The sequence below is a fragment of the Salinisphaera orenii subsp. orenii MK-B5 genome (assembly GCF_003788635.1).
Taxonomy (GTDB): Bacteria; Pseudomonadota; Gammaproteobacteria; order Nevskiales; family Salinisphaeraceae; genus Salinisphaera; species Salinisphaera orenii.
This window is the reverse complement of sequence record NZ_AYKH01000001.1, coordinates 127,899-153,320: the sequence shown is the minus strand read 5'-3', so window position 1 is coordinate 153,320 and position 25,422 is coordinate 127,899. Positions and strand designations below refer to the sequence as shown.

The following is a 25,422-nucleotide window of genomic DNA, read 5'->3' as shown; positions in this document are numbered from 1 at the left end:
GGGGACCACCATGAACCAACAGGCCAACCGCCCGCTGTCGCCACACCTGCAGATCTACCGCTGGCAGATCTCGATGCTGACTTCGATCGCGCACCGCGCGTCCGGCATCGTGCTGTCGCTGGGCAGCGTGTTTCTCGCGGTCTGGCTGATCGCTGCGGCCAGCGGGCCGGAGGCGTTCGCGGGCGTGAACGGCTTCGCGGCCTCATGGTTCGGGCAACTGCTCATGTTCTGCTGGTCGTTCGCGCTGTTCTATCATCTGTGCAACGGCATCCGGCACCTGGTCTGGGACGTCGGCGTCGGGCTGGATCTCGAGACCGCGAAACTGACCGGCTATGTCGCGATCGGCGTCGCCGCCGCGCTGACCCTGTTTGTCTGGATCTGGGCCCTCATCGCCTGATCCCGCGTTTTCCAGTCCTTTCGGAGATTCCGACATGAGCAGTATCCGATCCTCGCTCGCGCAGGCGCGTGGCCTGGGCAGTGCGAAGGTGGGCGTGGCCCACTGGTGGGCGCAGCGCGTGAGTGCCGTGGCCCTTGTGCCCCTGACGCTGTGGTTCGTCGCCTGCCTCGCCTCACAGTTCGGCGCCGACTACGCCAGCGTCACCGAGTGGCTGTCGTCGCCGCTGCAGGCGTCGCTGCTGGCGATCTATCTGGCCGCGATCTTCTATCACTCGCAGCTCGGCCTGCAGGTGGTGATCGAGGACTATGTCCACATCGAGTCCGTCAAGATCGCCGCGCTCATCGCGCTGCAGCTGACCAACATTCTGCTGGCCGTCGCCGCCATCTTTTCCGTGATCATGATTCTTGTGGGAGCCGCCCGATGAGCGAGAGCTACGACATCATCGAACATCAGCACGACGTCGTGGTCGTCGGCGCGGGCGGTTCGGGCCTGCGGGCCACCCGCGGTCTGGCCGACGCCGGCCTGTCCACGGCCTGCGTGACCAAGGTCTTCCCGACCCGCAGCCACACCGTGGCGGCCCAGGGCGGCATCGCCTCCTCGCTGGGCAACATGGGCGAGGACGACTGGCGCTGGCACGCCTACGACACGATCAAGGGCGGCGACTGGCTCGGCGATCAGGACGCCATCGAGTACATGACCAAGGAAGCCGTGCCGGCGATCATCGAGCTCGAGCACGATGGCGTGCCGTTCTCGCGCACCGAGGACGGCCACATCTACCAGCGTCCGTTCGGCGGCATGACCACGCATTTCGGCGAAGGCACGGCCCAGCGCACCTGTGCGGCCGCCGACCGGACCGGCCACGCCATCCTGCACACGCTCTATCAGCAGTCGCTCAAGGCGCGGGCGGAGTTCTTCATCGAATACTTCGCCATCGATCTGCTCATGACCGAGGACGGCGAGTGCCGCGGCGTGCTGGCCTGGGATCTGCAGGGCGGGCAGCTGCATCGGTTCCGCGCGCATCAGGTGATTCTGGCCACCGGCGGCTACGGGCGGGCCTATTTCTCCTGCACGTCCGCGCACACCTGCACGGGCGACGGCATGGGCATGGCGCTGCGCGCCGGCCTGCCGCTTCAGGATCCGGAGTTCGTCCAGTTCCATCCGACCGGCATCTATGGCGCCGGCTGTCTGATCACCGAGGGCGCGCGCGGCGAGGGTGGCTACCTGACCAACTCCGAGGGCGAGCGCTTCATGGAGCGCTATGCGCCCAACGCCAAGGATCTGGCCTCGCGGGACGTCGTCAGTCGCGCCGAGATGGTCGAGATTCAGGAAGGCCGCGGCGTGGGCGAGAACGCCGACCACACGCTGCTGCATCTGGAGCACCTCGGCCCTGAAGTGCTGCACGAGCGGCTGCCGGGGATCACCGAGACCGCCAAGATCTTCTCTGGCGTGGATGCCACCAAGGAGCCGATCCCGGTGCTGCCCACCGTGCACTACAACATGGGCGGCGTGCCGACCAATGCCTTCGGCGAGGTCGTGACCCTCAAGGACGGCGATCCGGATTCGATCGTGCCGGGCCTGATGGCCGTCGGTGAGGCGGGCTGCGTGTCCGTTCATGGCGCCAACCGGCTGGGTTCGAACTCGCTGCTGGATCTGGTGGTCTTCGGTCGCGCCGCGGCGCATCGCTGCACGGAGGTGGTCAAGAAGGGGGCGGCGCACCGCGCCGACACCCAGGCCGCCGAGACGCGCGCGCTCGAACGCTTCGACCGGCTGCGTCACGCCGATGGCGATACGCCCACGGCGCAGCTGCGTGACAGCCTCCAGAGCTCGATGCAGAAATACGCCGCGGTCTTTCGCAATACCGAGAATCTCGACAAGGGCGTCGAGCAGATCAACGCCGAGGTCGAATCCTTCGTCAACGTGGGCGTGACCGATCGCTCCATGACCTGGAACAGCGATCTGGTCGAGACGCTGGAGCTCGAAAATCTGCTCGGCTGCGCGATCACCACGATGCACGCCGCCGCCAACCGCAAGGAAAGCCGCGGCGCGCACGCGCACGAGGAATACACCGAGCGCGACGACGAGAACTGGATGAAGCACACGCTCACCTGGCACGACGGCGGCGCGAACGTACGCATCGATTATCGGCCGGTGCACATGCAGCCGATGACGGGCGAGATGGAACACATCCCGCCGAAGAAGCGGACCTACTGAGGTTCGCCGTCCGCGGCGCTGCGCCCGCACCACGGTTTTAGTAACGGAGACCGCTCATGGCTCAATTCCGACTGCCGAAGAATTCGCGCATCACCAAGGGTCGGCGTCACGACGCGCCGGCCGACGCGAAGAACACCAAGACGTTTCGCATCTATCGCTGGGAGCCCGAGGCCGGAGAGAATCCGCGCGTCGACAGTTTCACCATCGATCTCGACCGGTGCGGGCCCATGGTTCTGGACGCCGTCATCAAGATCAAGAACGAGATCGACCCGACGCTGACCTTCCGGCGTTCCTGCCGCGAAGGGATCTGCGGGTCGTGCGCGTTCAACATCGACGGCAAGAACACGCTGGCCTGCACGACGCGCATCGAGGACATCGAGGGCGACGTCCGCATCTATCCGCTGCCGCACATGCCGGTGGTCAAGGACCTCGTGCCGGATCTGACCCACTTCTACGCCCAGCTCGAATCGATCGAGCCGTGGATCAAGACCGACACGCCGGCGCCCACGCGTGAGCGTCTGCAGACACCGGAAGACCGGGCCAAGCTCGACGGTCTGTATGAATGCATCCTGTGTGCGTGCTGCTCGACCGCCTGCCCGAGCTACTGGTGGAATCCGGAGCGTTATCTGGGTCCGGCCGTGCTGCTGCAGGCCTATCGCTGGATCGTGGACTCGCGCGACGAGGCCACGGGCGATCGCCTGGACGAGCTCGAGGATCCGTTCAAGCTGTATCGGTGCCACACGATCATGAACTGCACCAATACCTGTCCAAAGGGGCTGAATCCGGCCAAGGCCATTCAGGAAACCAAGAAGCTGCTGCTTGAACGCCGCAGCTGATTTCCGGCGTCGCGGGTGGCCCGCCGCGGGCCGCCCGCCGCCTCGCAGCAGGATCTTTGTCCGATGAGCGAGAAATCGCGTATCCGCTGGTTGTGTCGTCGCGGCATGAAGGAGCTCGATGTGCTTCTCGAGCGTTTCGTCGCAACCGAGTACGACGATCTGGACGAGCGCGAACGGGCGGGGCTGCTGGCGCTGGTGCAGCTCGAGGACCCGGACCTCTACGCCCTGATCATGGAACGCGAGCAGCCGGCCGATGCGATCCAGGCGGACCTGCTGCGGCGCATCCGGCAGTTCAAGCGGCCCCCGGGCGCCGGCTGACGCGCGACGCACATGCCTCGCAGCCCGATGATGCAGGCGCTGGACCTGGTCATACGGCCATCGCGCTGTGAGTCCATGCTGGTACTGGGCAGCTACGGCGGTGCAGAGCTGGTGTGCGCGATGCTTGCGCTGTCGCGGCCCGTGGTTGGTCTGTTGCTGGTCATGTTGTCAGTGCCCGCGGTGCGGGCGTGGCGCCACGCCCGCCGCAGCCATCCCCGTGCGATCGATCGCCTGCGTTTTCTGCTCGACGGCGACTGCCGCTGGCGCCAGGCCGGTGACGGCGGCTGGGTCGAGGGCCGCTGCGTCGAGGCGCTGACGCTCGGCGATGCGCTGGTCGTGCTGACACTCGAGCCATACGCCGCCGGCCGTCGCCGCCGCTGCATCGTCTTTCGCGATGCCACCGACCCGGCGCACCATCGCCGTCTGCGCGCGCGCCTGCGCGTGGCCCCGCCCCGCGACGCCCGTGAAGCGACGAATTAGCGCGGCTAAGGCTGCCGTGATGGCGCTGCTCGGCATCACCGTCATGCTCGCCAGCCCGCGGTCGGCGATGGCCGCATCGATCACGTGGGGCGATTGCGACCTCGCCACCCCAGAAGCCAGCGCCGCGGCGATCGACTGCGGCTGGCTGGAGACGGGCGATCGCCTGGCTGGCGAGGCGGTGCGGCTGCGCGTGGTGCGGTTGCGTGCACGGCCCGACCGGATCGATGCAACGCCGGTGGTCTACGTGCCGGGCGGGCCGGGCTCGGCTGCAGGCCTGGGGCCCGAGGCGTTGTCGGGCTGGCAGCGCTGGCAGCAGCGGGCGCGCTGGCCTCGCGACATCGTGCTGTTCGACCCGCGGGCAACCGGCCGCAGTCGTCCGCGCCCGACCTGCGAGTCGATACGCAGCCGCCGGCTGGCGGCCGCAGCGCAGGCGCCCTCGGCGGGCGTCGAATTCGATCAGGAGGCGCGCGCCGCCGAAGGCTGCTACCGATCGCTCGGGCGCGAGACCGCCGCGGCCCTCGGGCCGGCGGCGCAGCGGGGCGATCTGGAGGCGCTGGTGGCCGCGCTCGGCGTCGACGCGGTCAATCTCTGGGCGGTGTCCTACGGCACCCGGATCGCGCGTGTCTACGCGCAGGCGAAGCCGGCGCAGGTGCGCGCGATGGTGCTCGACTCGGTCTATCCGTTCGCGCGCAACGACCTGCTTGCCCTGCCAGCGCAGATCGGCGGGGCACTGGCGCGTCTCGATGCGAGCTGTGCGGCGGCGCCCGCCTGCGGTCGGAAAAGCGACGCGGTGCCCAGTGATCTCGTGGACAATTTGCTCGCGCGTTACGCGTCGCGACCGCCGACGCTCGCGCTGGCCGGGCCGGAGATGCCCGTGGAGACGCGATTCAAGGTCACACCGTATCGCCTGTTGCTGATGGTGCTCATGGCGAGCTACGACGCCAACAACGCGGCCGATACCCGCGCACGCCTGCAGCGGGCACGCGCCGGCTCGGCCGACGCGCTGCGACCGCTGGCCGAACGGCTGTGGCGTCAGGCCCTCGACAGCGCCCGCAACGAAGCGGTCTTCTGGAGCACGCGCTGTGCCCTCGGCGGCACGGTTCCCTCGATGTCGGCGTGGCGCGACGCGCTCTCGCGCCATCCCGCCATCGCAGCCTATCTGGCGCCGGCCCGCGGCGCGCCGGTCTGCGACGTCTGGCAGGTGCCTCGAACGGCGACGCCCGCGCATGACGCATCGCTGGCCGCCCCTGCGCTGGTCGTCAGCGGCAGCGAAGACGCCGTCACACCGCCGGACTGGGCGCGGGCATTCGCCGATCGGCATCCGCTAGCGAGGTTGCTGACGGTCGCCGGCGCGGGCCACGGCGCCAGCTTCACCAACGCCTGCGCGATCGCCGCCATCGGCGATTTCTGGGCGGCGCCGGCCGAGCCACTGCGCGTCTCCTGCGCGGGCTCGGACTGATTCAGAGCGGGCGGTAGCCGGCTGTCGCCGATTCCGTGCCGAGCTCCGGTGAGAGCACGGTGTGCATCGCCCGCGGCAGCGGTTTCGGATAGTCGCTGATGTAATGCAGGCCGCGGCTCTCGCGACGGGACAGGGCGCTGCGGATGATCAGTTCCGCGACCTGGGCGAGATTGCGCAGTTCGAGCAGCCCGGGGGTGACGCGGAAGCTGCCGTAGTAGTCGTGGATCTCGCGGCGCAGCAGCTCGATGCGGTGCAGGGCGCGTTCCAGGCGCTTGGTCGTGCGTACGATGCCCACGTAGTCCCACATGAATCGGCGCAGCTCCTGCCAGTTATGGGCCACGACCACTTCTTCGTCGGAATCGGTCACCCGCGACTCGTCCCAGTCGGGCAGATCCGCGCAGAGCGGCGTGGTATCGCGGCCAGCGATGTCGTCGGCGGCCGCACTCGCGTAGACGATGCACTCGAGCAGCGAGTTGCTCGCCATGCGATTGGCGCCGTGCAGGCCGGTGAAGGCGCATTCGCCGACGGCGTAGACGCCGTCGAGATCGGTGCAGCCGTGCGCATCGGTGATCACGCCGCCGCAGGTATAGTGCGCTGCGGGCACCACGGGCAGGGGCTCCCCGCTCATGTCGAGCCCGAGCTCAAGGCACTGCGCGTTGATCGCGGGAAAGTGCTTCTCGATGAATGCCTTGTCGCGGTGGCTGATATCCAGCCAGACGTGCGGCTGGCCGGTGCGTTTCATCTCGGCGTCGATGGCCCGGGCGACGATGTCGCGCGGGGCGAGTTCGCCGCGCTCGTCGTGATCCGGCATGAAGCGGTGGCCGTCGGCCAGCCGCAGCACCGCGCCCTCGCCGCGCAGCGCCTCGCTGATGAGAAACGAGCGCGCCCTCGGGTGGTACAGGCAGGTCGGGTGGAACTGCATGAACTCCATGTTCGCGACCCGCGCGCCCGCCCGCCAGGCCATGGCGATACCGTCGCCGCTGGCCGCGTGCGGGTTGCTGCTGTAGAGATAGGCGAGGTTGGCGCCGCCGGTGGCCAGTACGACGTGCCGTGCGGCGAAGGTGCGGACCGTATCCCGGTTGATGTCGAGTACGTAGACGCCCTGGCAGTGCCCCCGCGCCGCCGCCGGCGTCCGGGTCATGATCAGCTCGACGGCCATGTGGTGCTCGAACACCGTGATCTCCGGGGCCCGCCGGGTCAGGCCCTCGAGCGTCGTCTCCACGGCGCGGCCAGTGGCATCGTCGGCGTGGATGATGCGGCGATGGCTGTGTCCGCCCTCGCGATTGAGATGGTAGGCATAGCCGGCCGGTGTCTCGTCGCTCTCGTCGGCCGGCGTGAACGGCACGCCGCGATCGATCAGCCACTCGATCGCGGCCCGGGAATGCTCCACCGTGAAGCGCACGGCCGGCTCGTCGCACAGGCCGGCACCGGCGCGCAGGGTGTCGGCCACATGGGCGTCGATGCTGTCGGAGGCGTCGAGTACGGCGGAGATGCCGCCCTGAGCGTAAAGTGTACTGCCCTCGGCGAGGGCGCCCTTGGAAATCACGCCGATACGGCGCCCGCTGGACGCCAGGCGCAGGGCGAGCGTGAGTCCGGCGGCGCCGCTGCCGACGACCACGACATCGAAGGATCGGTGGGTACTGTCTTCGGGCATTGGCATGACGAAACGCATCCGCGTCGCTAGACTGTCGCCTCGGCGCGGGGGTATGGCTTCCTGACGGTGACTAGATCGATGAACGCTTGCAGCATAGCGCAAATCCGGTGCGAACTATCTGACGCGGATGCGGTCCATAGTGTCATCGCCCATCGGGTAACGCAGACAGACGAGGTATTCTCGCGCGACAGCTGCCTTGGAATCCGCTGCGGCTCGCGTCTTTCCTAGATGAACGAAGACGCCAGCGACGAGCAGCTCGTGGCCCGTGCTCAGGCCGGCGACCCGCGTGCCTTCGACTTGCTCATACGCAAGTACCAGCACAAGGTCATCAAGCTGACCGCACGCTACGTGAATCCGGCGGATGCACCGGACGTGGCGCAGGAGGCCTTCATCAAGGCCTATCGGGCGCTCGACGGATTCAAGGGCGACAGCGCGTTCTACACATGGCTATACCGCATATCGATCAACACGGCGAAGAACTTTCTGGTCGCGCGCTCGCGGCGCCCGGCCAGTCAGGACATCGACGTGGCCGATGCCGAGGCGTTCGGCCACACCGACCGGTTCTCGGAGCGGGACACGCCCGAGGCGTTGCTGGAAAGCGAGGAGATCCGGGACACCGTGATCGGTGCTATACGCGATCTCCCGGAGGATCTGCGCACCGCGATCATGTTGCGCGAACTGGACGGTATGAGTTACGAAGAGATTGCACAATCAATGGATTGCCCGGTCGGGACGGTCCGTTCGCGCATCTTCCGCGCACGCGCGGCGATCGAGCAGAAACTGGTGTCCCTGGCGGACAAGTGAGGTCAGCATGAACGAGCGCTTTTCGGCATTTCTGGATAACGAGGCCACGCGCGACGAAGCCGACTCGGTGGTCAACCGACTGTTGAGCGATCCGGAATTGCGTGACAGCTGGAGTCGTCAGCACTGGCTTCGAACCACCCTGCGGGCGCATCGCGGCGAGATCGCGGTGCCGCTGGATACCGGTTTTTCCGATCGGGTCATGCAGGCGATCGCGGCCGAGGACGGCGAGGCGGTCGAAGCGCCCTCGTCGCGGGTCGTGTCACTGCCGCGTGCCCGCACGCCGCGCCGTCGCCGCTGGCGCAACATGGCCGGCCTCGCCGTGGCGGCCTCCGCGGCCGGTTTCGTCTTCCTGGTGAACCCGCCGCTGCAGCAGGAGAGCGAGTCGGACGGCTCGACGCGGCCCATGAGTGCCACGAGCGTCGCCTCCGCGGACGCCACGGCTGCCGGTGCGCGCTTCGAGACCACGGAAGAAGTTGCGGCGCGCGGCGGCATGGATGCCGCGGTGGTCGGTGATGCGAGCGCGCGGCAGACGGTTCGGGAGGGGCCGGCCGATCATTGGTCCGTGTCCGACCCCGCGCTGGAGGATGAACTCAACAGCTATCTCGTCGAACACAACGGGTTGGCCCGCGGCTACGGCCTGTCGGGCACGACGCCGGCGTTCGTTCGGGTAGCGACGTATGGGCAGGAATCGACGCAGTGACCCGGGCGCTTTCAGCGTTCTTCCTGTTATTCGTTTTTATCGGACAGGCGGCCGCGGCGTCGGATCCGCCGCCCTCGTCCGATCAGTCCGTCAACGAGCTGCTGGCCAGTGCCTCGCAGGCCGTGGGCCGCGAGAACTACCGCGGCGTCATGGTGTACCTGCGCGAGGACCAGCTCGACACGCTCCGCGTCACGCACCGCTTTGCCGACGGCCTCGAGCAGGAGCGACTGGTCTCGCTGACCGGGCAGCCGCGCGAGGTCATCCGCCGCGGCGGCGTTGTGACCTCGATTCTGCCCGACAGCCAGGTCGTGCTCATCTCGCGTCGCAAGCGAGACGGCCTTCTGGGCAGCGTCACCGAATTCTCGGCCGAGCGGATGCGCCGTCACTACAAGGTGAGCGACGAAGGCCAGCGTCGGCTCGCCGACCGTGTCGGCCGTCTGATCAGCATCCAGCCGATGGACCAGTACCGCTACGGCTACCGCATGCTCATCGACGAAAAGACGCGCCTGCCGCTCAAGCTCGATCTGCTGCGTAATGGCGACGTCCTCGAGCAGCTGATGTTCACCGAGATCGAGTTCCCGGAATCCATCCCCGACAGCGCGTTCGAGCCGGGCTTCGATATCGAAGGTTTCCGCGTGATCAAGCACCGGGCCGTCGAGGTCGCCGAGGAATCCGTGCCGAAGGAGGCATGGACGCCGACATCGCTGCCACCGGGCTTCGAGCTGGCCGAGGACGGCGTGCGCCGTGTCACCGAGGATGGTTTCGTGCGTCAGATGCTGTTCACCGACGGCGTGGCCACCGTGTCCGCGTTCATCGCGCCCGCGGGGCTGCGCAAGCCGCTGGACGGCGCGACTACGATGGGCGCGGTCAACGCCTACGGCCACGTGATCGACGACACGCAGATCACCGTCGTCGGCGAGGTGCCGGCGGTGACGGTACGCGAGATCGCGGAGAATCTGGAGCGTGGCGGTGAGCGGGCTCAGGTTCGCGCGCCGGCCGACGGCGACGGGTGACTGCGCCGGCCGGGGCGTGGCATGCTGTTCGGGTTGACCTTCAGAAACTCGTCCGCACGCAATCGATAGGCATTTCCTCATGCAGCGACTACGTCATCCACTGCGCCTGTACACGCTTCTGATCGTCGCGCTGCTCGCGCTTTCGGGCTGTGGCGGCGAGGACGAGAGCCGGCCGGTCAGTCAGCTGCCGGACTTCACGGGTCTCGTCGAGTCGGTGTCACCGGCCGTGGTCAACATCAGCGCGGTGCCGCCGGAACCCGGCAGCGACGGCAGCGGGGAGCGCGGCGGCGAAGGCGATGACGGCAACCCGATGGAGGACTGGCTGCGTCGCTTCTTCGAGGAGGGCTCCGGCCGCGGCGACGACGAGATGCCGATGCCGCGCGGGCCGGAGTCGACGCCGCATCCGTCGCGCGGTTCGGGCTTCATCATCTCCGAAGACGGCTACATTCTCACCAATCGTCATGTGGTCTCCGACGCCGGCCAGATCATCGTCAAGCTCAACGACAGGCGCCAACTGGTCGCGCGGGTCGTCGGCCAGGATCGCTACAGCGACCTCGCGGTGCTCAAGGTCGACGCCGACGACCTGCCCACGGTCGAGATCGGCGATCCCAAGGCGCTGCAGGTGGGCTCCTGGGTGGTGGCGATCGGCTCGCCCTTCGGCTTCGAGACCTCGGTGACCGCCGGCATCGTCTCGGCGAAGCAGCGCAGCCTGGCCAGCGACCAGTACGTGCCGTTTCTGCAGACGGACGTGGCCATCAATCCCGGCAACTCGGGCGGGCCGCTGTTCAATCTCGCCGGTGAGGTCGTGGGCATCAACTCGCAGATCTACAGCCAGACCGGTGGTTACCAGGGCGTGTCCTTCGCGATTCCGATCGACATCGCCATGGACGTCGCCGGCCAGCTGCGCGACTCCGGCAGCGTGACCCGCGGCTGGCTCGGCGTGCAGATCCAGGACGTCAACCGGGAACTCGCCGAATCCTTTGACCTCAAGCGCCCGGAGGGCGCGCTGGTGGCACGGGTGGTGCCCGAGAGTCCGGCGGCTTCGGCCGACATCCAGGCCGGGGACGTGATCCTCTCGTTCAACGATCACGCGGTGGGCGATGCCGCCGCCCTGCCGCCGCTGGTGGGCACCATCGCCCCGGGCGAGCAGGCGAGCGTGACGCTGCTGCGTGACGGCGACGAACAGACTATCGACGTCACCATCGAGGCGCTGCCCGAGGATCTGATGACCCGCGCCGGCGGCGGCGAGCCAAGGCGCGAGCGGAGCCGCCCCTACGGCCTGACGCTGGAGCCTCTGGACGAGACGGAGCGACGCCGGCTCGATCTGGAGCAGGACGGCGTTCGCATCGGAGCGGTCGCGGAGGGCGCCGGGGCTGAGGCGGGCCTGCAGCCCGGCGATGTCGTGCTCGCGGTCGGATCGGAGAAGGTCGGGTCGCCCGAGGCCCTGCGTGAAGCACTCGAGGCGGCTGACGGCCCGGTAGCGCTGCTCGTGGTGCGCGAGGGCAATCGACTGTATCTCGCCATGCGGCCGGGCGACGACTGAGGGCGCCGCCGCTGAAACTGCGGCGGGCCTCGGCGTATACTACGACGCTTCATCGTATCGCCCCGGCGCCTGCCGGGGCGATTGTTTTGGGCTTAATTGCCGCGCCGGACCGTTCATGCAGTCACGCATCCGCAACTTCTCGATCATCGCCCATATCGATCACGGCAAGTCGACGCTCGCCGATCGCTTCATCCAGGCCTGTCGTGGCCTGACCGAGCGGGAGATGGCCGAGCAGGTCCTCGATTCGATGGATCTAGAGCGTGAGCGCGGCATCACCATCAAGGCGCAGGCGGTCACGCTGGACTATCAGGCCGCCGACGGCGAGACCTACAAGCTCAACTTCATCGACACGCCGGGCCACGTCGACTTCTCCTACGAGGTCTCGCGCTCCCTGGCGGCCTGCGAGGGCGCCCTGCTGGTGGTGGACGCCTCGCAGGGCGTCGAAGCCCAGAGTGTGGCCAACTGCTACACCGCCATCGAGCAGGATCTCGAGATCGTGCCGGTGCTCAACAAGATCGATCTGCCGGCTTCCGATCCCGACGGCGTCTCCCAGCAGATCGAGGATGTGATCGGCCTGGACGCGACCGACCGGCTGCTGGTCTCCGCGAAGTCCGGCGAGGGCGTCACCGACGTACTGGAGGCGATCATCCGGCGCATTCCGCCGCCGGTCGGCAGTGCCGACGCGCCGCTGCAGGCGCTGATCGTGGACTCCTGGTTCGACAACTACCTGGGCGTGGTCTCGCTGGTGCGTATCGTCAACGGTCGCATGACCCCGCGCGACCGCATCAAGGTGCTGGCCACCGAGCGCGAGTACGAGGTCGACGACGTCGGCATCTTCACGCCCAAGAAGACGCCGCGCAAGGCGCTCGAGGTGGGCGAGGTCGGCTACGTCATCGCCGGCATCAAGGACATCGACGGCGCGCCCGTGGGTGACACGCTGACCCACGCGCATGCCCCCTGCGAGGCGCGTCTGCCCGGCTTTCGCCAGATCCAGCCGCGGGTCTTCGCCGGGGTCTACACCGTCAATTCAGACGACTACGAGGACTTCCGCGACGCGCTGGCCAAGCTGCGGCTCAACGACTCCTCGCTCAACTACGAGCCCGAGACGTCGGCCGCCCTGGGTTTCGGCTTCCGTATCGGCTTTCTGGGCATGCTCCACATGGAGATCGTGCAGGAGCGCCTGGAGCGCGAATACAACCTCGACCTGATCACGACCGCGCCCACCGTGATCTATGAAGTGCTGACGACCGGCGGGGAGGTGCTGTCGATCAGCAACCCGCAGGCGCTGCCCGATCCGGGTGACATCGAGGAGATACGCGAGCCGATCATCCACGCCTCGATCCTCATGCCCAACGATTTCGTCGGCCCTGTCATGCAGCTGTGCATGGAAAAGCGCGGCGTGCAGAAGGACATGAGCTACATGGGCAATTCGGTGTCCATGAGCTTCGAGCTGCCGCTGTCGGAGGTGGTGCTCGACTTCTTCGACCGCCTGAAGTCGGTCTCGCGCGGCTTCGCGTCGTTCGAATACGATTTCGCCCGTTTCCAGGCGGCCAAGCTCGTGCGCCTGGACGTGCTCATCAACGGCGACGCGGTCGATGCGCTGGCCCACATCGTGCACCGCGACCGCGCCTACGAGCGCGGCAAGGCGCTGGTCGAGAAGCTCAAGAACATCGTTCCGCGGCAGATGTTCGACGTCGCCATCCAGGCGACCATCGGCACCCGCATCATCGCCCGGTCCACGGTCAAGGCCATGCGCAAGAACGTCACGGCCAAATGCTACGGCGGCGACGTCTCGCGCAAACGCAAGTTGCTGGAAAAACAGAAGGAAGGCAAGCGCCGGATGAAACAGCTCGGGAGCGTGGAGATACCGCAGGAGGCCTTCCTCGCGGTGCTGTCGACCGACGATTCCGACTAGGCCCGGCGCCGCCGCGAACTGCCCATGAACACCGTACATCTCGACTTCGAGGCCTGGCTCGCGCTGGCCACCGTGCTGACCGGCGTGATCTGGCTGATCGATCGACTCGTGCTCGCACGACGGCGTGCGGCCGGCGTGGATGCCAATTGGGCGATCGAGTTCGCGCGTTCGTTCTTTCCCGTGCTGCTCGCGGTGCTGGTGCTGCGCGCGTTCGTGTTCGAGCCGTTCCGGATTCCCTCACGCTCAATGGTGCCGACGCTGCTGGTCGGCGACTTCGTGCTGGTCAACAAGTTCAGCTACGGCCTGCGTGCGCCGGTCTTTCACACCAAGTTTCTCGATCTGGGCGAACCGGAACGCGGCGACATCGTCGTCTTTCGTTACCCGCCGGACCCGACCAAGGACTACATCAAGCGTGTGATCGGGCTGCCGGGCGACCGCGTCGCCTATCGCGACGAGCATCTCTACCTGAACGGCGAACGCGTGCCGCTGGCCGAGCGGGGCGTCTACGACGGTCCCGACGCCGACGCCAACGCCCGTATGCTGCGTTTTATCGAGCAGCTGCCGGGTGGCACCGATCATCCGGTGCTGCAGGTGGTCGGACGTAACGGCCCGAACGTAAGCGTGACCGTGCCTGAAGGACATTATTTCGTCATGGGCGACAACCGCGACAACAGCGCCGACTCGCGCGTCTGGGGCTTCGTGCCCGAGGACCATCTCGTCGGCAAGGCGTTCATGACTTGGATGAGCATCGATTTCGACGATTTCGATGTGCGCTTTTCGCGCATCGGCCATATTCTTCACTAGCGGCGACGGGGACGAGCGGGGATGCGAGGCGAAGTGCAGCGAGCGACACGCATGCGGAACCGCCGCGCTCAGCGCGGCATCACCATCTGGGGATTGCTCTATGTGCTGATCACGCTCGGCCTGATCGCGCTGGTGGCGATCAAGAGCGTGCCCGTTTATCTCAACGCCTACGACGTGCGCACCACGCTGCAGGCGGTCGCCGACGACCCCGATCTGCGTCGGGCCAGCGCCGGCGAGATCCAGCAGGCCGTCCAGCGCCGCTTCGACGCCGGCTATGTCGACAACCTCAGCGGCCGCGATGTAGCCGTGGAGCGGGCCGGCGACGGCCGCCGGATCTCGCTGAGCTACGAAGTGCGCCGGCCGATGCTGCTCAATCTGTCGCTGGTCTATTCGTTCGAGGAAAGCGCCATGCTGGCCGGTGGCGATGAGCGCTAGCGCGCCGCGCGACGCCGGTGGCCGGCTGGAACGCCGGCTGGACTACGCGTTCGAGCGTCCGGCGCTGCTCGCGCGCGCGCTCACCCATCGGAGCGCGGCCTCCGATCACAACGAGAGGCTGGAATTCCTCGGCGACGGCGTGCTCAACTTCGTCATCGCCGCGGCGCTGTTCGAGCGCTGCCCCGAGGCGCCGGAGGGTGATCTGTCGCGGCTGCGCGCTGCGCTGGTGCGCGAACGCACGCTCGCCGCGATCGCCGAGGAGATCGATCTGGGCGAGGCGCTGGTACTGGGCCCGGGCGAGAACCGCGACGGCAGCCGTCGGCGGGCCTCGATCCTGGCCGACGGCGTCGAGGCCGTGCTGGGCGCGATCTACTGCGACGGCGGTTTCGCCGCCGCCCAGACGGTCGTGCACGCGCTGTACGCCAGCCGCCTGGCCGCGCTGCCCAGCGCCGACAGCCTCAAGGACGCCAAGACCCGGCTGCAGGAGTGGCTGCAGGCGCGCGCCCGCGAGCGGCCGGAATACACCCTGGTGAGCGTCACCGGCGCCGACCACTGTCAGCACTTCGTGGCACGCTGTCATCTCGCCGACACCGGAGACACGGTGGACGGCGAGGGCGGCGGCCGCCGCAAGGCCGAACAGGACGCGGCCCGGCGCATGCTCGAACGACTTCACGCGGACGATCAATGAGCGAGACCCGAGATACACGCAGCGGCATGGTGGCCCTCGTGGGCCGACCCAACGTGGGCAAGTCCACACTGGTCAACGCGCTGGTGGGCGAGAAGGTGAGCATCGTCACCCCCAAGCCGCAAACCACCCGTCATCGCATCATCGGCGTTTATACGCGCGAGGATCTGCAGATCGCGCTGGTCGACACGCCGGGCCTGCACACGACCGCCAAGAGCGCGCTCAATCGCGTGCTCAACGAGACTGCGGTGGCCAGCCTCGCGGGCATCGATCTCGTGCTCTTCATGGTCGAGGCGGGCCGCTGGCGCGACGAGGATGCCGCGGCGCTCGCGCGGTTGGCGCGGGTCGAGGCGCCGGTGGGGCTGGTCATCAACAAGGTCGACCGGGTCGCGGACAAGACCGAGCTGCTGCCTTTCATACAGTCGGTCAGCGAGAAGCGCGAATTCGCCTTCGTGGCGCCGATATCCGCGCAGAAGGGTCGCAATCTGGACGCTATCATCGCCGAGTGCGGAACCCGCATGCCGGCGGGCCCGTTTCTGTTTCCCGACGACGAGTACACCGACCGCAATCTGCGCTTCATCGCCGCCGAGACCGTGCGCGAGAAACTCACGCTGTTTTTGCAGCAGGAGCTGCCGTATTCGGCGGCGGTCGAGATCGAGCGCTTCGACAGCAGCGACGTGCCGATCGAGATCCACGCCTGTATCTGGGTCTCGCGTGAGAACCACAAGGCGATGGTGATCGGTCGCGGTGGCCAGATGCTCAAGAAGATCGGCCGGGCGGCGCGGCTGGATCTGGTTTCGCGGCTGGATACGCGGGTCGATCTGCGGCTCTGGGTCAAGGTGCGCGAGAACTGGATCGATTCCGAGGCCAGCGTGCGCGATCTCGGCCACTAGCCACTCGTGCTTGCCGAAACCGGCCGACCGGGCTGCCGCGCCTGGGCCCCGTTTCTCACGGCCTGTCCCACGCGCGTCACCATGCGTTTCGAACGTCCGCAACATCCGATTCCACTCGTCAACGCCTCGCTCGAATCGCGCCCGCAGCGCGGATTGCCGGATCCGGTCGGACCTGGCCCCGAGCCCGTGCCGGCCGCCGCCGGGCCGTGGGACGGTGCGCCGTCGGCCGATCGCGTGCTCGCAGATGTGATGCCCCCGTCGCCGATGTCAGCGCTATGCGCGTCGAACTCGCCCCGGCACTGATCCTGCACCGCCGCGCCTGGCGCGATACCAGCGTGCTGGTCGAGGCCTTCGCCCGCGAGCACGGCCGGATCGGGCTGCTGGCCAAGGGGGCGCGGCGCCCGAAGTCGCGCTGGCAGGGGGTGCTGGAGCCGCTGACCGGTCTCGCCCTGTCCTGGACCGGCCGGGGCGAACTGCATACGCTGACCGACGTGGACGCGCCGCGGCGCTACCGCCTGAGCGGTCACGCGCTGATGGGCGGCTTCTACGCCAGCGAGCTGATCATGCGCCTGCTGGCGCGTGACGATCCGCATCCGCCGCTCTACGACAGCCTGATCGCGCTGCTCGACGGACTCGACGCGGGAGCGCCGGCGATCGTCGCGCTGCGATTCTTCGAGCGCGATCTGCTCGACGTGCTCGGCTACGGCATCTCGCTGGAGGCCACCAGCGACGACGACACGGCGGTGGTCGCGGGCGGGCGCTATCTCTATCATCCCGATACCGGCCTGCGGCAGGCCCGCGGCGCGTCTGGGCCCGGCGAGGTCCAGATCGCCGGTGACGCCCTGCGCGGGCTGGCCGCCGGGCGCTTCGACAGCCGCGCCGACGTGCGCGCGGCGCGCGACCTCATGCAGGCCGCGATCGCGCCGCATCTGGGCGGCCGACCGCTGAAGTCCGTGGCCACGCTCCAGGCGATGCAGCAGTTCGCCGCCGGCACCGACACCCAACGAACCGCCAGGGGAGACCCGACTTGAACGCAAGCACCCGAACGTCAACCAAGCCCCTGCGGCTGGGCGTCAACGTCGACCATGTCGCCACCCTGCGGCAGGCGCGCGGCACGGTCTATCCCGATGTGGTGCAGGCCGCGCGTCAGGCCGTGGCCGCCGGTGCGGACAGCATCACCGTCCATCTGCGGGAGGACCGTCGCCACATTCAGGACGCCGACGTCGAGGCGCTGCTGCAGGGTACCGACATCGCGGTCAACCTGGAGATGGCGATGACCGCCGAGATGCTCGAGATCGCCGTGCACGGCCATCCGCGCGACTGCTGTCTCGTGCCCGAGCGGCGGGCCGAACTGACCACCGAGGGCGGGCTGGACATCGCCGGTCAGGTCGGTGCCGTGGCCGAGGCGCTCGGGCGACTGCATACCGCCGGCATCCGAGCGGCGCTGTTCATCGACCCCGATTCACGTCAGATCGAGGCGGCTGCCGCGGCCGGGGCCCGCCACATCGAACTGCACACCGGCGCCTACGCCGATGCCCGCGGCACGGCCGAGCGCGACGATCAGCGCCGCCGTATCGCCACCGCGGCGCAACACGCCGCCGGGCTCGGCATGGAGGTCCACGCCGGGCACGGGTTGCACGTCGACAACGTGGAGGCGATCGCGGCGATCGGCGAAATCGTTGAACTCAACATCGGTCACGCCATCGTCGCGCGCGCGGTGTTCGTGGGCCTGTCCGAGGCCGTGCGCGAGATGCGGGCGGCCATGGATACCGGCCGTCGGGCACTGCGCTGAGCGCGGGTGCGCTGCTAGAATCGCGCCATGAAAGACTATCCCACGCTCGATCACTTCGTCGGCAATTCCGCGCTCACGCGTTTGCAGCGCCTGCCCGAAGGCTATGGCAGTAATGCCTCGAACACGCTGCTGGCCAAGCTCGAAGGCGACAACCCCGCGGGCTCGGTCAAGGACCGACCGGCCTACAGCATGATCCGGCGTGCCGCCGAACGCGGCGACATCCGCCCGGGCGATACGCTCATCGAGGCGACCAGCGGCAATACCGGCATCGCGTTGGCGATGGTGGCGGCCATGCAGGGCTTCCGGATGAAGTTGATCATGCCCGAGAACATGAGCGAGGAGCGACGCGCGTCCATGCGTGCCTACGGCGCGGAGATCGTCTCGGTCTCCGAGTCCGAGGGCATGGAGGGCGCCCGTGATCTCGCTGCGCGCATGCACGCCGACGGTGAGGGGGTGGTGCTGGACCAGTTCGCCAATCCCGACAATCCGCGCGCGCACTACGAGACCACCGGCCCCGAGCTCTGGCAGGCCACCGGCGGCGAGATCACCCATTTCGTGGCCACCATGGGCACGACCGGCACGATCATGGGCTGCTCTCGCTATCTCAAGGAGCAGAATCCCGACATCCAGATCATCGGCGTGCAGCCGGCCGGGGAATCCAAGATTCCCGGCATCCGGCGCTGGCCCGAGGAGTACCTGCCGAAGATCTTCGAGCCCGAGCGGGTCGATCGGGTCATCAACGTCGAACAGGCCGATGCCGAAGCCACGATGAAGCGAATGGCGCGCGAGGAGGGCATATTCGCCGGCCCGTCCTCCGGCGGCAGTGCGTTCGCGGCGCTGTCCCTGGCCCGCGAGGTCGAGAACGCGACCATCGCCATGATCATCTGCGACCGCGGCGATCGCTACCTGTCCACCGGCGTGTACGACAAGCCGTGACCGTCGGCGTGGTGGCGCTGGCGCTGGACACGGGTCTCGATGTCGGCGCGGCGCGCCGGCTGGGCGACTACGAGCGGCTCGACGACGCCGACCTGACCAGCGCCTTCGAGCAGGTGCGTCTGCAGCGCACCGGACGTATCGCGTGGCCGCCGCATCTGCGCGCGGTGCGTGGGCTCGCTGCGGTGATCGATTCGGGGCGGGCGATCCGCCGGCTGGACGTCGACGCCGATGCCGGCGTGGACGAGGCCACGCGGTTGCGCCGTCTGTTCGCGGCCTGGCCGGACCCGGGCGCGGAGGCCGTGGCCTGGTGCGCTGCGGACCTGCAGCTGCTGGCCGCGCGGGCCCTGATGCACGATCTGCCGCTGCCGGAGGGCTGGTGTCCGGACGGATTTCTCGGCCTCGCCGATGCGCTGGGCTTCCCGACGGCCGAGGCCGAGCCGGACGCAGAGCTCGAATACCACGAGTTGCTCGGTGTCGGCGCAATGGCCGATCGTGGGCCGGCCGCGCGCGCGGAAGGGCGCTACCGGCTCTGGCTGCGTCTGCAGGTCGCCCGCGGCCGCATGAGCCCGGAGGAGCGCCATCAGCGAGAGGCGGCGTGGCCGGCGGAGGGCGCGGCATGAGTCGACGGCGCCGGCGCGGCCGTCCGGTCGAGCGCAACATCGCCGACATCGTCGATCTGGCCAGCAATGCCCGCGGCGTGGGCCATGTCGACGGCAAGGCGGTTTTCGTGGCTGACACGCTGCCGGGCGAGCGCGCACTCTATCGCCCGACCCGGCAGAAACGCGACTACGAGGAGGCCGCGCTGGAGACGCTGCTGTCGGCCTCCGCGGATCGGGTCACCCCGCGCTGCGCCCATTTCGGCGTCTGCGGGGGCTGTGCCCTGCAGCACGCCGGCGAGGATGCCCAGCTGGCGTTCAAGCAGGACCAGCTGATGCAGGCGCTGGCGCGCATCGGCAAGGTCGAGCCCGATGCGACCCTGGCGCCGCTGGTCGCCGAGCGCTGGCATTATCGGCGCCGGGCCCGGCTGGGCGTGAAATACGTGCCGAAAAAAGGCGGCACGCTGGTCGGATTCCGCGAGCGCGGCGCGCCGTTCATCGCGCTCCTTCAGCGCTGCGAGGTGCTGGTCGAGCCGGTCGGCACGCGGCTGGTGGCCCTCGCGCACCTGATCGACGGGCTGTCGATCCGCGAGCGCATCCCGCAGATCGAGGTCGCGGCCGGTGACAATGCCATCGCGCTGGTCTTTCGGGTGCTCGATGAGCCCACGGCGGCCGATCGCGAGCGGTTGGCGACGTTCGGCGCCGAGCACGGCTTCTCGATCTATCTGCAGCCCGGCAACGAGGACACGATCGCGCCGCTGTCGGCTGACGCGCCGGCGCTCTATTACACGCTGCCGGCGCATGATGCGCGGCTGTATTTCCAGCCCAACGACTTCGTCCAGATCCACGCCGGGATCAACGCCCGCATGGTTGATCAGGCACTGGCGCGGCTCGATGTGCAGGCCGACGAGACCGTGCTCGAGCTGTTCGCCGGTCTCGGCAACTTCTCGGTCCCGCTGGCGCGGCGGGCCGCGCGTGTGGTCACCGTCGAAGGCGAGGCCGGCCTGGTCGAGCGCGCGCGGGTCAACGCAGGGGCCAACGGCGTGGACAACATTGAGGCCCATGTCGCCAATCTGTTCGAGCCCGAGGCATCGCCGTCCTGGGCGCAGCCGCCCATCGACAAGGTGCTGATCGACCCGCCGCGCTCCGGTGCGGCCGAAGTGCTCCCGCAGGTGGCGGCGAGCGAGGCGAAGCGCATCGTCTACTGTTCCTGTCATCCGGCCACCCTGGCCCGGGATGCGGGCGAGCTCGTGCATCGGTACGGCTACCGATTGACGCACGCCGGCGTCATGGACATGTTTCCGCATACCGCGCACATCGAATCGATGGCGGTCTTCGAGAGGAACGGCTGACGGATGGCGACGGAAATCGAACGCAAGTTTCTGGTGGCGGGGGACGGCTGGCGCGACCACGTGCGCGCCAGCGCCCGTTTCGAGCAGGGCTATCTCTGCGGCGAGGGGCCGGCCTCGGTACGGGTCCGCGTCGAGGACACGCGGGCCAATCTCAACGTCAAGGCGGCGGTGATCGGCACCGCTCGCGCCGAGTACGAGTACCCGATCCCGCTGACCGAAGCGCGCGAGATGCTGGCCTCGCTGTGTGTCGCCCCGCCCGTGATCAAGACGCGCCACTGGGTGGATCACGACGGCCATACCTGGGAGATCGATGTCTTCGAAGGCGAAAACGCGCCGCTGGTGGTCGCCGAGATCGAGCTGAGCGCGGCCGACGAGACCTTCGCGCGCCCCGACTGGCTCGGGGACGAGGTCTCCGACGATCGGCGGTACTACAATCACGCGCTTTCCTTTGAACCCTACGGGCGGTGGCGCGGATGAATGCTGCGGGTGTGCATGTCGATATCGATCTGGGTCAGCAGACGCTGGTCGTGCTGGATGCGGGGGATCACGAGCTCCGGCGCTATCTGGTCTCCACCGCGACCAAGGGCGGCGGCGAGTTCGAGGGCAGCAACCAGACGCCCCGCGGTCGTCATCGCATCCGCGCCAAGATCGGTGCCGACGCGCCGCGCGGCACGGTGTTCAAGGGGCGACGCCCGACCGGCGAGATCTATTCGCCGGAACTGGCCGAGGCCGCGCCGCGGCGCGACTGGATCCTCACGCGGATCTTATGGCTGTGCGGCGAGGAGGTCGGCGTCAACCGGCTCGGCGCCATGGACACCATGCGCCGCTACATTTATATCCACGGCGCGGCCGATACTGCGGTCATGGGCAAGCCCGGCTCGATCGGCTGCATCCGCATGACCAGCGACGACGTGATCGATCTATTCGACCGCGTGGTCGTGGGCACGAAGGTCAATATCCATGAGTAGCGCTCCGGCGCGCCCCGGGCCGCTGGTGGTCGATGTCGCCGGCACCGAACTGAGCGCGGCCGACGTCGAGCTGCTGGCGCACCCCGCGGTCGGGGCGGCGATCCTGTTCACGCGCAACTACGCCGACCCGGCCCAGCTGGCCGCGCTCACCGCAGCCATGCGCGCGGCGCGGCCGAACCTGCTGATCACCGCGGATCAGGAGGGCGGCCGCGTGCAGCGCTTTCGCGACGGCTTCACCCGCGTGCCGCCGATGCGTGCGCTCGGCCGGCTTGCGGTCACCGATCGCGATGCGGCGCGGCGTGCCGCCGGCGAGCTCGCCTGGCTGATGGCCGCGGAGCTCGCGGCCGTGGGCGTCGACGTGCCCTTCGCTCCGGTGCTCGACCTCGATCACGGCGCCTCCACCGTGATCGGCGATCGCGCCTTCGCCGCCGACGCCGCGACGGTGGCCGCGCTCGCCGACGCCTTCGCCGGCGGCCTCGTCGAGGCCGGCAGCGCGGCCACGGCCAAGCATTTCCCGGGTCATGGCTTCGTCGCCGCGGACTCGCATGCGGAATTGCCGGTGGACCGACGTGAGGCCCGCGACGTTCGCGCCGACATGGCGCCCTACGCCGGACTCATCGAGTCGGGACTGGCTTCGGTGATGATGGCCCATGTGCGCTACCCGGCCCTCGACGCCGAGCCGGCCAGCTTGTCGCACTACTGGATCGACACGGTGCTGCGCGGTGAACTCGGATTCTCGGGCTGCGTGTTCTGCGACGATCTCAGCATGGGCGGCGCGGCGGTCGTCGGCGATCACCGCGAGCGCGCCCGCCGGGCACAGGCCGCGGGCTGCGATTTTCTGCCGGTCTGCAACGATCGCGCGGCCGTCGACGGCCTGCTCGAGGCGGTGGCGCTCGACGGGCCCGGCGTCGCGCGCCGCGAGCGCCTGATCGCCGACTGCGGGCGCGAGACGCCCGCACCCGATCTCAAGGCGCTGCGGGCCGACCCGCGCTGGCGGCGGGCGCACGCCGAACTCGAGCGCCTGCGCGACGACGAGTACACACGCGCCTGACATGCCGGGCGAGACGCTCATCGCAGATCTGGTCGCCGCCTACGGCGATCTGCGCGGCACCTGGGGCGTCTGGCTCGACCTGGCCGCCGTGCTCGCGGCAACCGTCGCGCTGGATCTGATCACCCGGGGTGCGCTCGCACTGCTGCACCGGCGCGTGCGCCACACGGCCAACATCTGGGACGATGCGATCTATCGCAGCGTCAACGGCCCGCTGCAGGCCGCGATCTGGGTCATCGGCATCTCGGTGGCGGTCCGAATCGCAGCGCCCGAGGATCCGGAGGGCTGGCTCGCCTATCTGCCCCGGGTGCGACAGATCGCGCTGATTCTGATCGGCACCTGGCTGGCGTTTCGCATCATCCGCTCGGTGGGCGCCAACGCGCTGTCGCGGGCGGCGACACGACGAAACCGCATCGATGCCACCACGGCCGACGCGCTGGCGAAACTGCTGCGCATCGTCGTGTTGATCGTGGCGGCGCTGTTGCTGCTGCAGGCCTTCGGCGTCGCGCCTTCCGCGCTGCTGGCGTTCTCCGGCGTCGGCGGCATCGCCGTCGGTTTCGCGGCGCGCGACGTGCTCGCCAACATCTTCGGCGGCCTGACCATCTACCTGAACCGGCCGTTCTCCGTGGGCGACTGGATCCGCTCGCCTGATCGCGACATCGAGGGCGTGGTCGAGGCCATCGGCTGGCGCGCGACGACCGTGCGGCGCTTCGACATGCGGCCGCTGTACGTGCCCAACGCCGTGTTCTCCAACGTGGCCCTGGAAAACCCCTCGCGCATGACCCACCGCCGGATCATGGAGACGGTGGCGCTGCGCTACGACGACGCCGCGGCCGTGCCCGACATCGTGACCGCGGTGCGGCACATGCTCGACGCCGACGAGGGCATCGACAGCGACCAGATCATCCTCACTTATCTAGACAGCCTGGGCGAGAGTGCGCTCAATCTGCTGGTCTACTGCTACACGCGGACCACGGACTGGACCGAGTATCTCGCGGTGAAGCAGAGCGTGCTCCAGCGCATCCAGGACATCGTCCGCGAGCACGATGCGACGATCGCCTATCCGACCTCCACCCTGCACGTGCCGGATGTCCTGCGCGTGCTCGGCGCCGAGCGGGCGACCGCCGAAGCGGCGGCCACGCAGGAAGAGATCGACCCCGACAAGGTACAATCCGAGCGGCGGCGGGCCGAGGCCCGCGAACGTCACCATACCGATGAACGGGGCCCGGACAGCCCGACCGAGGAAGGAGAGGCATGAGCGGATTCGATCCCGAGCGCTACGAGGAGGCCTGCGCGGTCTACGCCGGCGCCGACTGTGTGCTCGACGAGACGGCGCTCAAGCAGTGCTATGACCGCATGGCGATCGAGATCAGCGATCAGCTCGCCGATCGCGATCCGGTGATCATGTGCGTCATGCTCGGCGGGCTGCAGCCGACGGCCGAGATCACCAAGCGGCTGGCGTTTCCCTTCGAGTTCGACTACCTGCACGCCACGCGCTATCGCGGCGACACCGATGGCGGCGAACTGGTGTGGAAGGTCAGCCCCGGCATCCGGCTGGCGGACCGGCACGTGCTGATCATCGACGACATCCTCGACGAGGGCCATACGCTGGCCGCGATCCTGCGCGCCATTGAGGCCCAGGGCGCGGCCTCGGTGCGGACCGCGATGCTGCTGCAGAAGGACCATGATCGTCGCGAGCCGGGCATGAACGCCGACATTCTCGGCAGCCCGGTCGAGGATCGCTATGTCTTCGGCGCCGGGATGGACTACAAGGGCTATTTCCGGCAGCTGCCGGCCGTCTACGCGGTCGGCCGCGGCGGCTGACATGACGGCGCCGATCGGCGTCATCGGCGGCACCGCGCTCGCCGAGCTCACCGCGCTCGAGGCCGCCGGCAACCCGGCGCCGGCCTCCACACCCTACGGTCCGTCGTCGGGGCCGCTGGTGTGTGGGCGCTTCGCGGGCCGTGACACCTGCTTCGTCATGCGCCACGGCCCCGGACACCGGCTCGCGCCGCATCGCATCAACTACCGCGCCAACATCCGCGCGCTGGCCGATGCGGGCTGCCGGCAGGTCATCGCGGTCGCGGCGGTGGGCGGCATCACACCGGCGATGCGGGCGGGCCGTATCGTGGTGCCGGATCAGATCATCGATTACAGCTGGGGCCGCGCCCACAGCTTCCACGACGATCCGGCCGGCGGCAGTCTCGATCACATAGATTTCACCGAGCCCTACGATTCGGCGCTGCGTACGGCCATTCTGGAGACCGCGCGGCGTCTCGATCTCGCGCCGGCGGATGGCGGCGTGCACGGTGTGACCCAGGGTCCGCGCCTGGAAACGGCGGCCGAGATCGACCGCATGGAGCGGGACGGCTGCGACATCGTCGGCATGACCGGCATGCCCGAAGCCGCACTCGCCCGCGAAGCCGGCCTCGACTACGCCTGCTGCGCGGTGGTGGTGAACAAGGCCGCCGGCCGCAGCGGCGGCAGCGCGATCCACGCCGAGATCGAGGCGACGCTGACCCGGGGCATGGCGAACGTGGAACGCATTCTCGAACAGCTGTTGCCCTCGCTCTAGAAGGCATT

28 protein-coding genes are annotated in these 25,422 nt (G+C 68.6%); 27 read left to right on the top strand and 1 reads right to left on the bottom strand.

Annotated elements, in window-relative coordinates; all coding sequences use genetic code 11:
* Window positions 1-10 precede the first annotated feature (10 nt).
* The 7 genes from sdhC (at window position 11) to SAOR_RS00725 (ending at window position 5,701) form a co-directional block, all read left to right on the top strand.
* The gene (gene sdhC, locus SAOR_RS00755; protein WP_123589826.1) at window positions 11-397 is read left to right on the top strand and encodes a succinate dehydrogenase, cytochrome b556 subunit; all 387 of its coding nucleotides are present in this window, start codon (window positions 11-13) and stop codon (window positions 395-397) included.
* Between the two features lie 34 nt (window positions 398-431).
* Window positions 432-821, top strand: a complete 390-nt coding sequence (sdhD, locus tag SAOR_RS00750) for a succinate dehydrogenase, hydrophobic membrane anchor protein (protein WP_123589825.1) — start codon at window positions 432-434, stop codon at window positions 819-821.
* The gene (gene sdhA, locus SAOR_RS00745; RefSeq protein ID WP_123589824.1) at window positions 818-2,608 is read left to right on the top strand and encodes a succinate dehydrogenase flavoprotein subunit; all 1,791 of its coding nucleotides are present in this window, start codon (window positions 818-820) and stop codon (window positions 2,606-2,608) included. Before sdhD ends, sdhA begins: the two co-directional genes overlap by 4 nt.
* A gap of 56 nt (window positions 2,609-2,664) precedes the next feature.
* The gene (locus tag SAOR_RS00740) at window positions 2,665-3,444 is read left to right on the top strand and encodes a succinate dehydrogenase iron-sulfur subunit (RefSeq protein WP_123589823.1); all 780 of its coding nucleotides are present in this window, start codon (window positions 2,665-2,667) and stop codon (window positions 3,442-3,444) included.
* A 63-nt stretch (window positions 3,445-3,507) separates the two neighbouring features.
* Window positions 3,508-3,762, top strand: a complete 255-nt coding sequence (locus tag SAOR_RS00735; RefSeq protein ID WP_123589822.1) for an FAD assembly factor SdhE — start codon at window positions 3,508-3,510, stop codon at window positions 3,760-3,762.
* Between the two features lie 12 nt (window positions 3,763-3,774).
* Window positions 3,775-4,242 (top strand): protein YgfX, encoded by a 468-nt coding sequence (locus SAOR_RS00730; protein ID WP_123589821.1) that lies wholly within the window; start codon window positions 3,775-3,777, stop codon window positions 4,240-4,242.
* Window positions 4,243-4,261: 19 nt separating this feature from the next.
* On the top strand, window positions 4,262-5,701 hold the full coding sequence (locus tag SAOR_RS00725; RefSeq protein WP_185015492.1) for an alpha/beta hydrolase: 1,440 nt from the start codon (window positions 4,262-4,264) through the stop codon (window positions 5,699-5,701).
* Between the two features lies 1 nt (window position 5,702).
* Here the strand turns inward: SAOR_RS00725 and nadB are convergent, their stop codons facing one another.
* Window positions 5,703-7,361, bottom strand: coding sequence for an L-aspartate oxidase (gene nadB, locus SAOR_RS00720; RefSeq protein ID WP_221177795.1), 1,659 nt, complete (start codon window positions 7,359-7,361; stop codon window positions 5,703-5,705).
* A gap of 222 nt (window positions 7,362-7,583) precedes the next feature.
* Between nadB and rpoE the strand changes: the two genes are divergently transcribed.
* The 20 genes from rpoE (at window position 7,584) to SAOR_RS00620 (ending at window position 25,414) form a co-directional block, all read left to right on the top strand.
* Window positions 7,584-8,159 carry an RNA polymerase sigma factor RpoE gene (rpoE, locus tag SAOR_RS00715; RefSeq protein ID WP_123589818.1) on the top strand — a complete coding sequence of 192 codons (576 nt, stop codon included), beginning with the start codon at window positions 7,584-7,586 and terminating at the stop codon, window positions 8,157-8,159.
* A 7-nt stretch (window positions 8,160-8,166) separates the two neighbouring features.
* Window positions 8,167-8,859 (top strand): sigma-E factor negative regulatory protein, encoded by a 693-nt coding sequence (locus tag SAOR_RS00710; protein WP_123629775.1) that lies wholly within the window; start codon window positions 8,167-8,169, stop codon window positions 8,857-8,859.
* A complete protein-coding gene (locus tag SAOR_RS00705) occupies window positions 8,856-9,872 on the top strand; it encodes a MucB/RseB C-terminal domain-containing protein (RefSeq protein ID WP_123589816.1) in 1,017 nt (338 codons plus the stop codon). Before SAOR_RS00710 ends, SAOR_RS00705 begins: the two co-directional genes overlap by 4 nt.
* Before the next feature lie 79 nt (window positions 9,873-9,951).
* Entirely contained in the window at window positions 9,952-11,415 is a 1,464-nt protein-coding gene (locus SAOR_RS00700) for a Do family serine endopeptidase (protein WP_123629774.1), read from the top strand.
* A 115-nt stretch (window positions 11,416-11,530) separates the two neighbouring features.
* The gene (gene lepA, locus SAOR_RS00695) at window positions 11,531-13,330 is read left to right on the top strand and encodes a translation elongation factor 4 (protein ID WP_123589814.1); all 1,800 of its coding nucleotides are present in this window, start codon (window positions 11,531-11,533) and stop codon (window positions 13,328-13,330) included.
* 24 nt (window positions 13,331-13,354) lie between these two features.
* Window positions 13,355-14,134, top strand: a complete 780-nt coding sequence (lepB, locus tag SAOR_RS00690; protein WP_123589813.1) for a signal peptidase I — start codon at window positions 13,355-13,357, stop codon at window positions 14,132-14,134.
* Between the two features lie 51 nt (window positions 14,135-14,185).
* Window positions 14,186-14,569, top strand: coding sequence for a DUF4845 domain-containing protein (locus SAOR_RS00685; protein ID WP_184947207.1), 384 nt, complete (start codon window positions 14,186-14,188; stop codon window positions 14,567-14,569).
* Window positions 14,559-15,257 (top strand): ribonuclease III, encoded by a 699-nt coding sequence (rnc, locus tag SAOR_RS00680; protein ID WP_123589811.1) that lies wholly within the window; start codon window positions 14,559-14,561, stop codon window positions 15,255-15,257. The genes SAOR_RS00685 and rnc overlap by 11 nt, the downstream gene beginning before the upstream one ends.
* Complete coding sequence (gene era, locus SAOR_RS00675; protein WP_123629773.1) at window positions 15,254-16,147, top strand: GTPase Era; 894 nt, start codon at window positions 15,254-15,256, stop codon at window positions 16,145-16,147. The genes rnc and era overlap by 4 nt, the downstream gene beginning before the upstream one ends.
* Before the next feature lie 275 nt (window positions 16,148-16,422).
* On the top strand, window positions 16,423-17,178 hold the full coding sequence (gene recO, locus SAOR_RS00670) for a DNA repair protein RecO (protein ID WP_123629772.1): 756 nt from the start codon (window positions 16,423-16,425) through the stop codon (window positions 17,176-17,178).
* Window positions 17,175-17,939, top strand: a complete 765-nt coding sequence (locus SAOR_RS00665; RefSeq protein ID WP_123629771.1) for a pyridoxine 5'-phosphate synthase — start codon at window positions 17,175-17,177, stop codon at window positions 17,937-17,939. Before recO ends, SAOR_RS00665 begins: the two co-directional genes overlap by 4 nt.
* 27 nt (window positions 17,940-17,966) lie before the next feature.
* Window positions 17,967-18,875, top strand: a complete 909-nt coding sequence (gene cysM, locus SAOR_RS00660; RefSeq protein ID WP_123629770.1) for a cysteine synthase CysM — start codon at window positions 17,967-17,969, stop codon at window positions 18,873-18,875.
* Window positions 18,872-19,495: a hypothetical protein gene (locus SAOR_RS00655; protein WP_123589806.1), complete on the top strand. Its 624-nt coding sequence runs from the start codon at window positions 18,872-18,874 to the stop codon at window positions 19,493-19,495. Before cysM ends, SAOR_RS00655 begins: the two co-directional genes overlap by 4 nt.
* Window positions 19,492-20,823 carry a 23S rRNA (uracil(1939)-C(5))-methyltransferase RlmD gene (gene rlmD / locus SAOR_RS00650; RefSeq protein ID WP_123629769.1) on the top strand — a complete coding sequence of 444 codons (1,332 nt, stop codon included), beginning with the start codon at window positions 19,492-19,494 and terminating at the stop codon, window positions 20,821-20,823. Before SAOR_RS00655 ends, rlmD begins: the two co-directional genes overlap by 4 nt.
* A gap of 3 nt (window positions 20,824-20,826) precedes the next feature.
* Window positions 20,827-21,300 (top strand): CYTH domain-containing protein, encoded by a 474-nt coding sequence (locus SAOR_RS00645; RefSeq protein WP_123629768.1) that lies wholly within the window; start codon window positions 20,827-20,829, stop codon window positions 21,298-21,300.
* A complete protein-coding gene (locus SAOR_RS00640; RefSeq protein WP_123629767.1) occupies window positions 21,297-21,791 on the top strand; it encodes a L,D-transpeptidase in 495 nt (164 codons plus the stop codon). Before SAOR_RS00645 ends, SAOR_RS00640 begins: the two co-directional genes overlap by 4 nt.
* The gene (gene nagZ / locus SAOR_RS00635) at window positions 21,784-22,842 is read left to right on the top strand and encodes a beta-N-acetylhexosaminidase (RefSeq protein ID WP_245965347.1); all 1,059 of its coding nucleotides are present in this window, start codon (window positions 21,784-21,786) and stop codon (window positions 22,840-22,842) included. Before SAOR_RS00640 ends, nagZ begins: the two co-directional genes overlap by 8 nt.
* A gap of 1 nt (window position 22,843) precedes the next feature.
* Window positions 22,844-24,097 (top strand): mechanosensitive ion channel family protein, encoded by a 1,254-nt coding sequence (locus tag SAOR_RS00630; protein WP_123629766.1) that lies wholly within the window; start codon window positions 22,844-22,846, stop codon window positions 24,095-24,097.
* On the top strand, window positions 24,094-24,663 hold the full coding sequence (locus tag SAOR_RS00625) for a hypoxanthine-guanine phosphoribosyltransferase (RefSeq protein WP_123629765.1): 570 nt from the start codon (window positions 24,094-24,096) through the stop codon (window positions 24,661-24,663). Before SAOR_RS00630 ends, SAOR_RS00625 begins: the two co-directional genes overlap by 4 nt.
* A gap of 1 nt (window position 24,664) precedes the next feature.
* Complete coding sequence (locus tag SAOR_RS00620; RefSeq protein WP_123629764.1) at window positions 24,665-25,414, top strand: S-methyl-5'-thioinosine phosphorylase; 750 nt, start codon at window positions 24,665-24,667, stop codon at window positions 25,412-25,414.
* The last annotated feature ends 8 nt before the right edge of the window (window positions 25,415-25,422 follow it).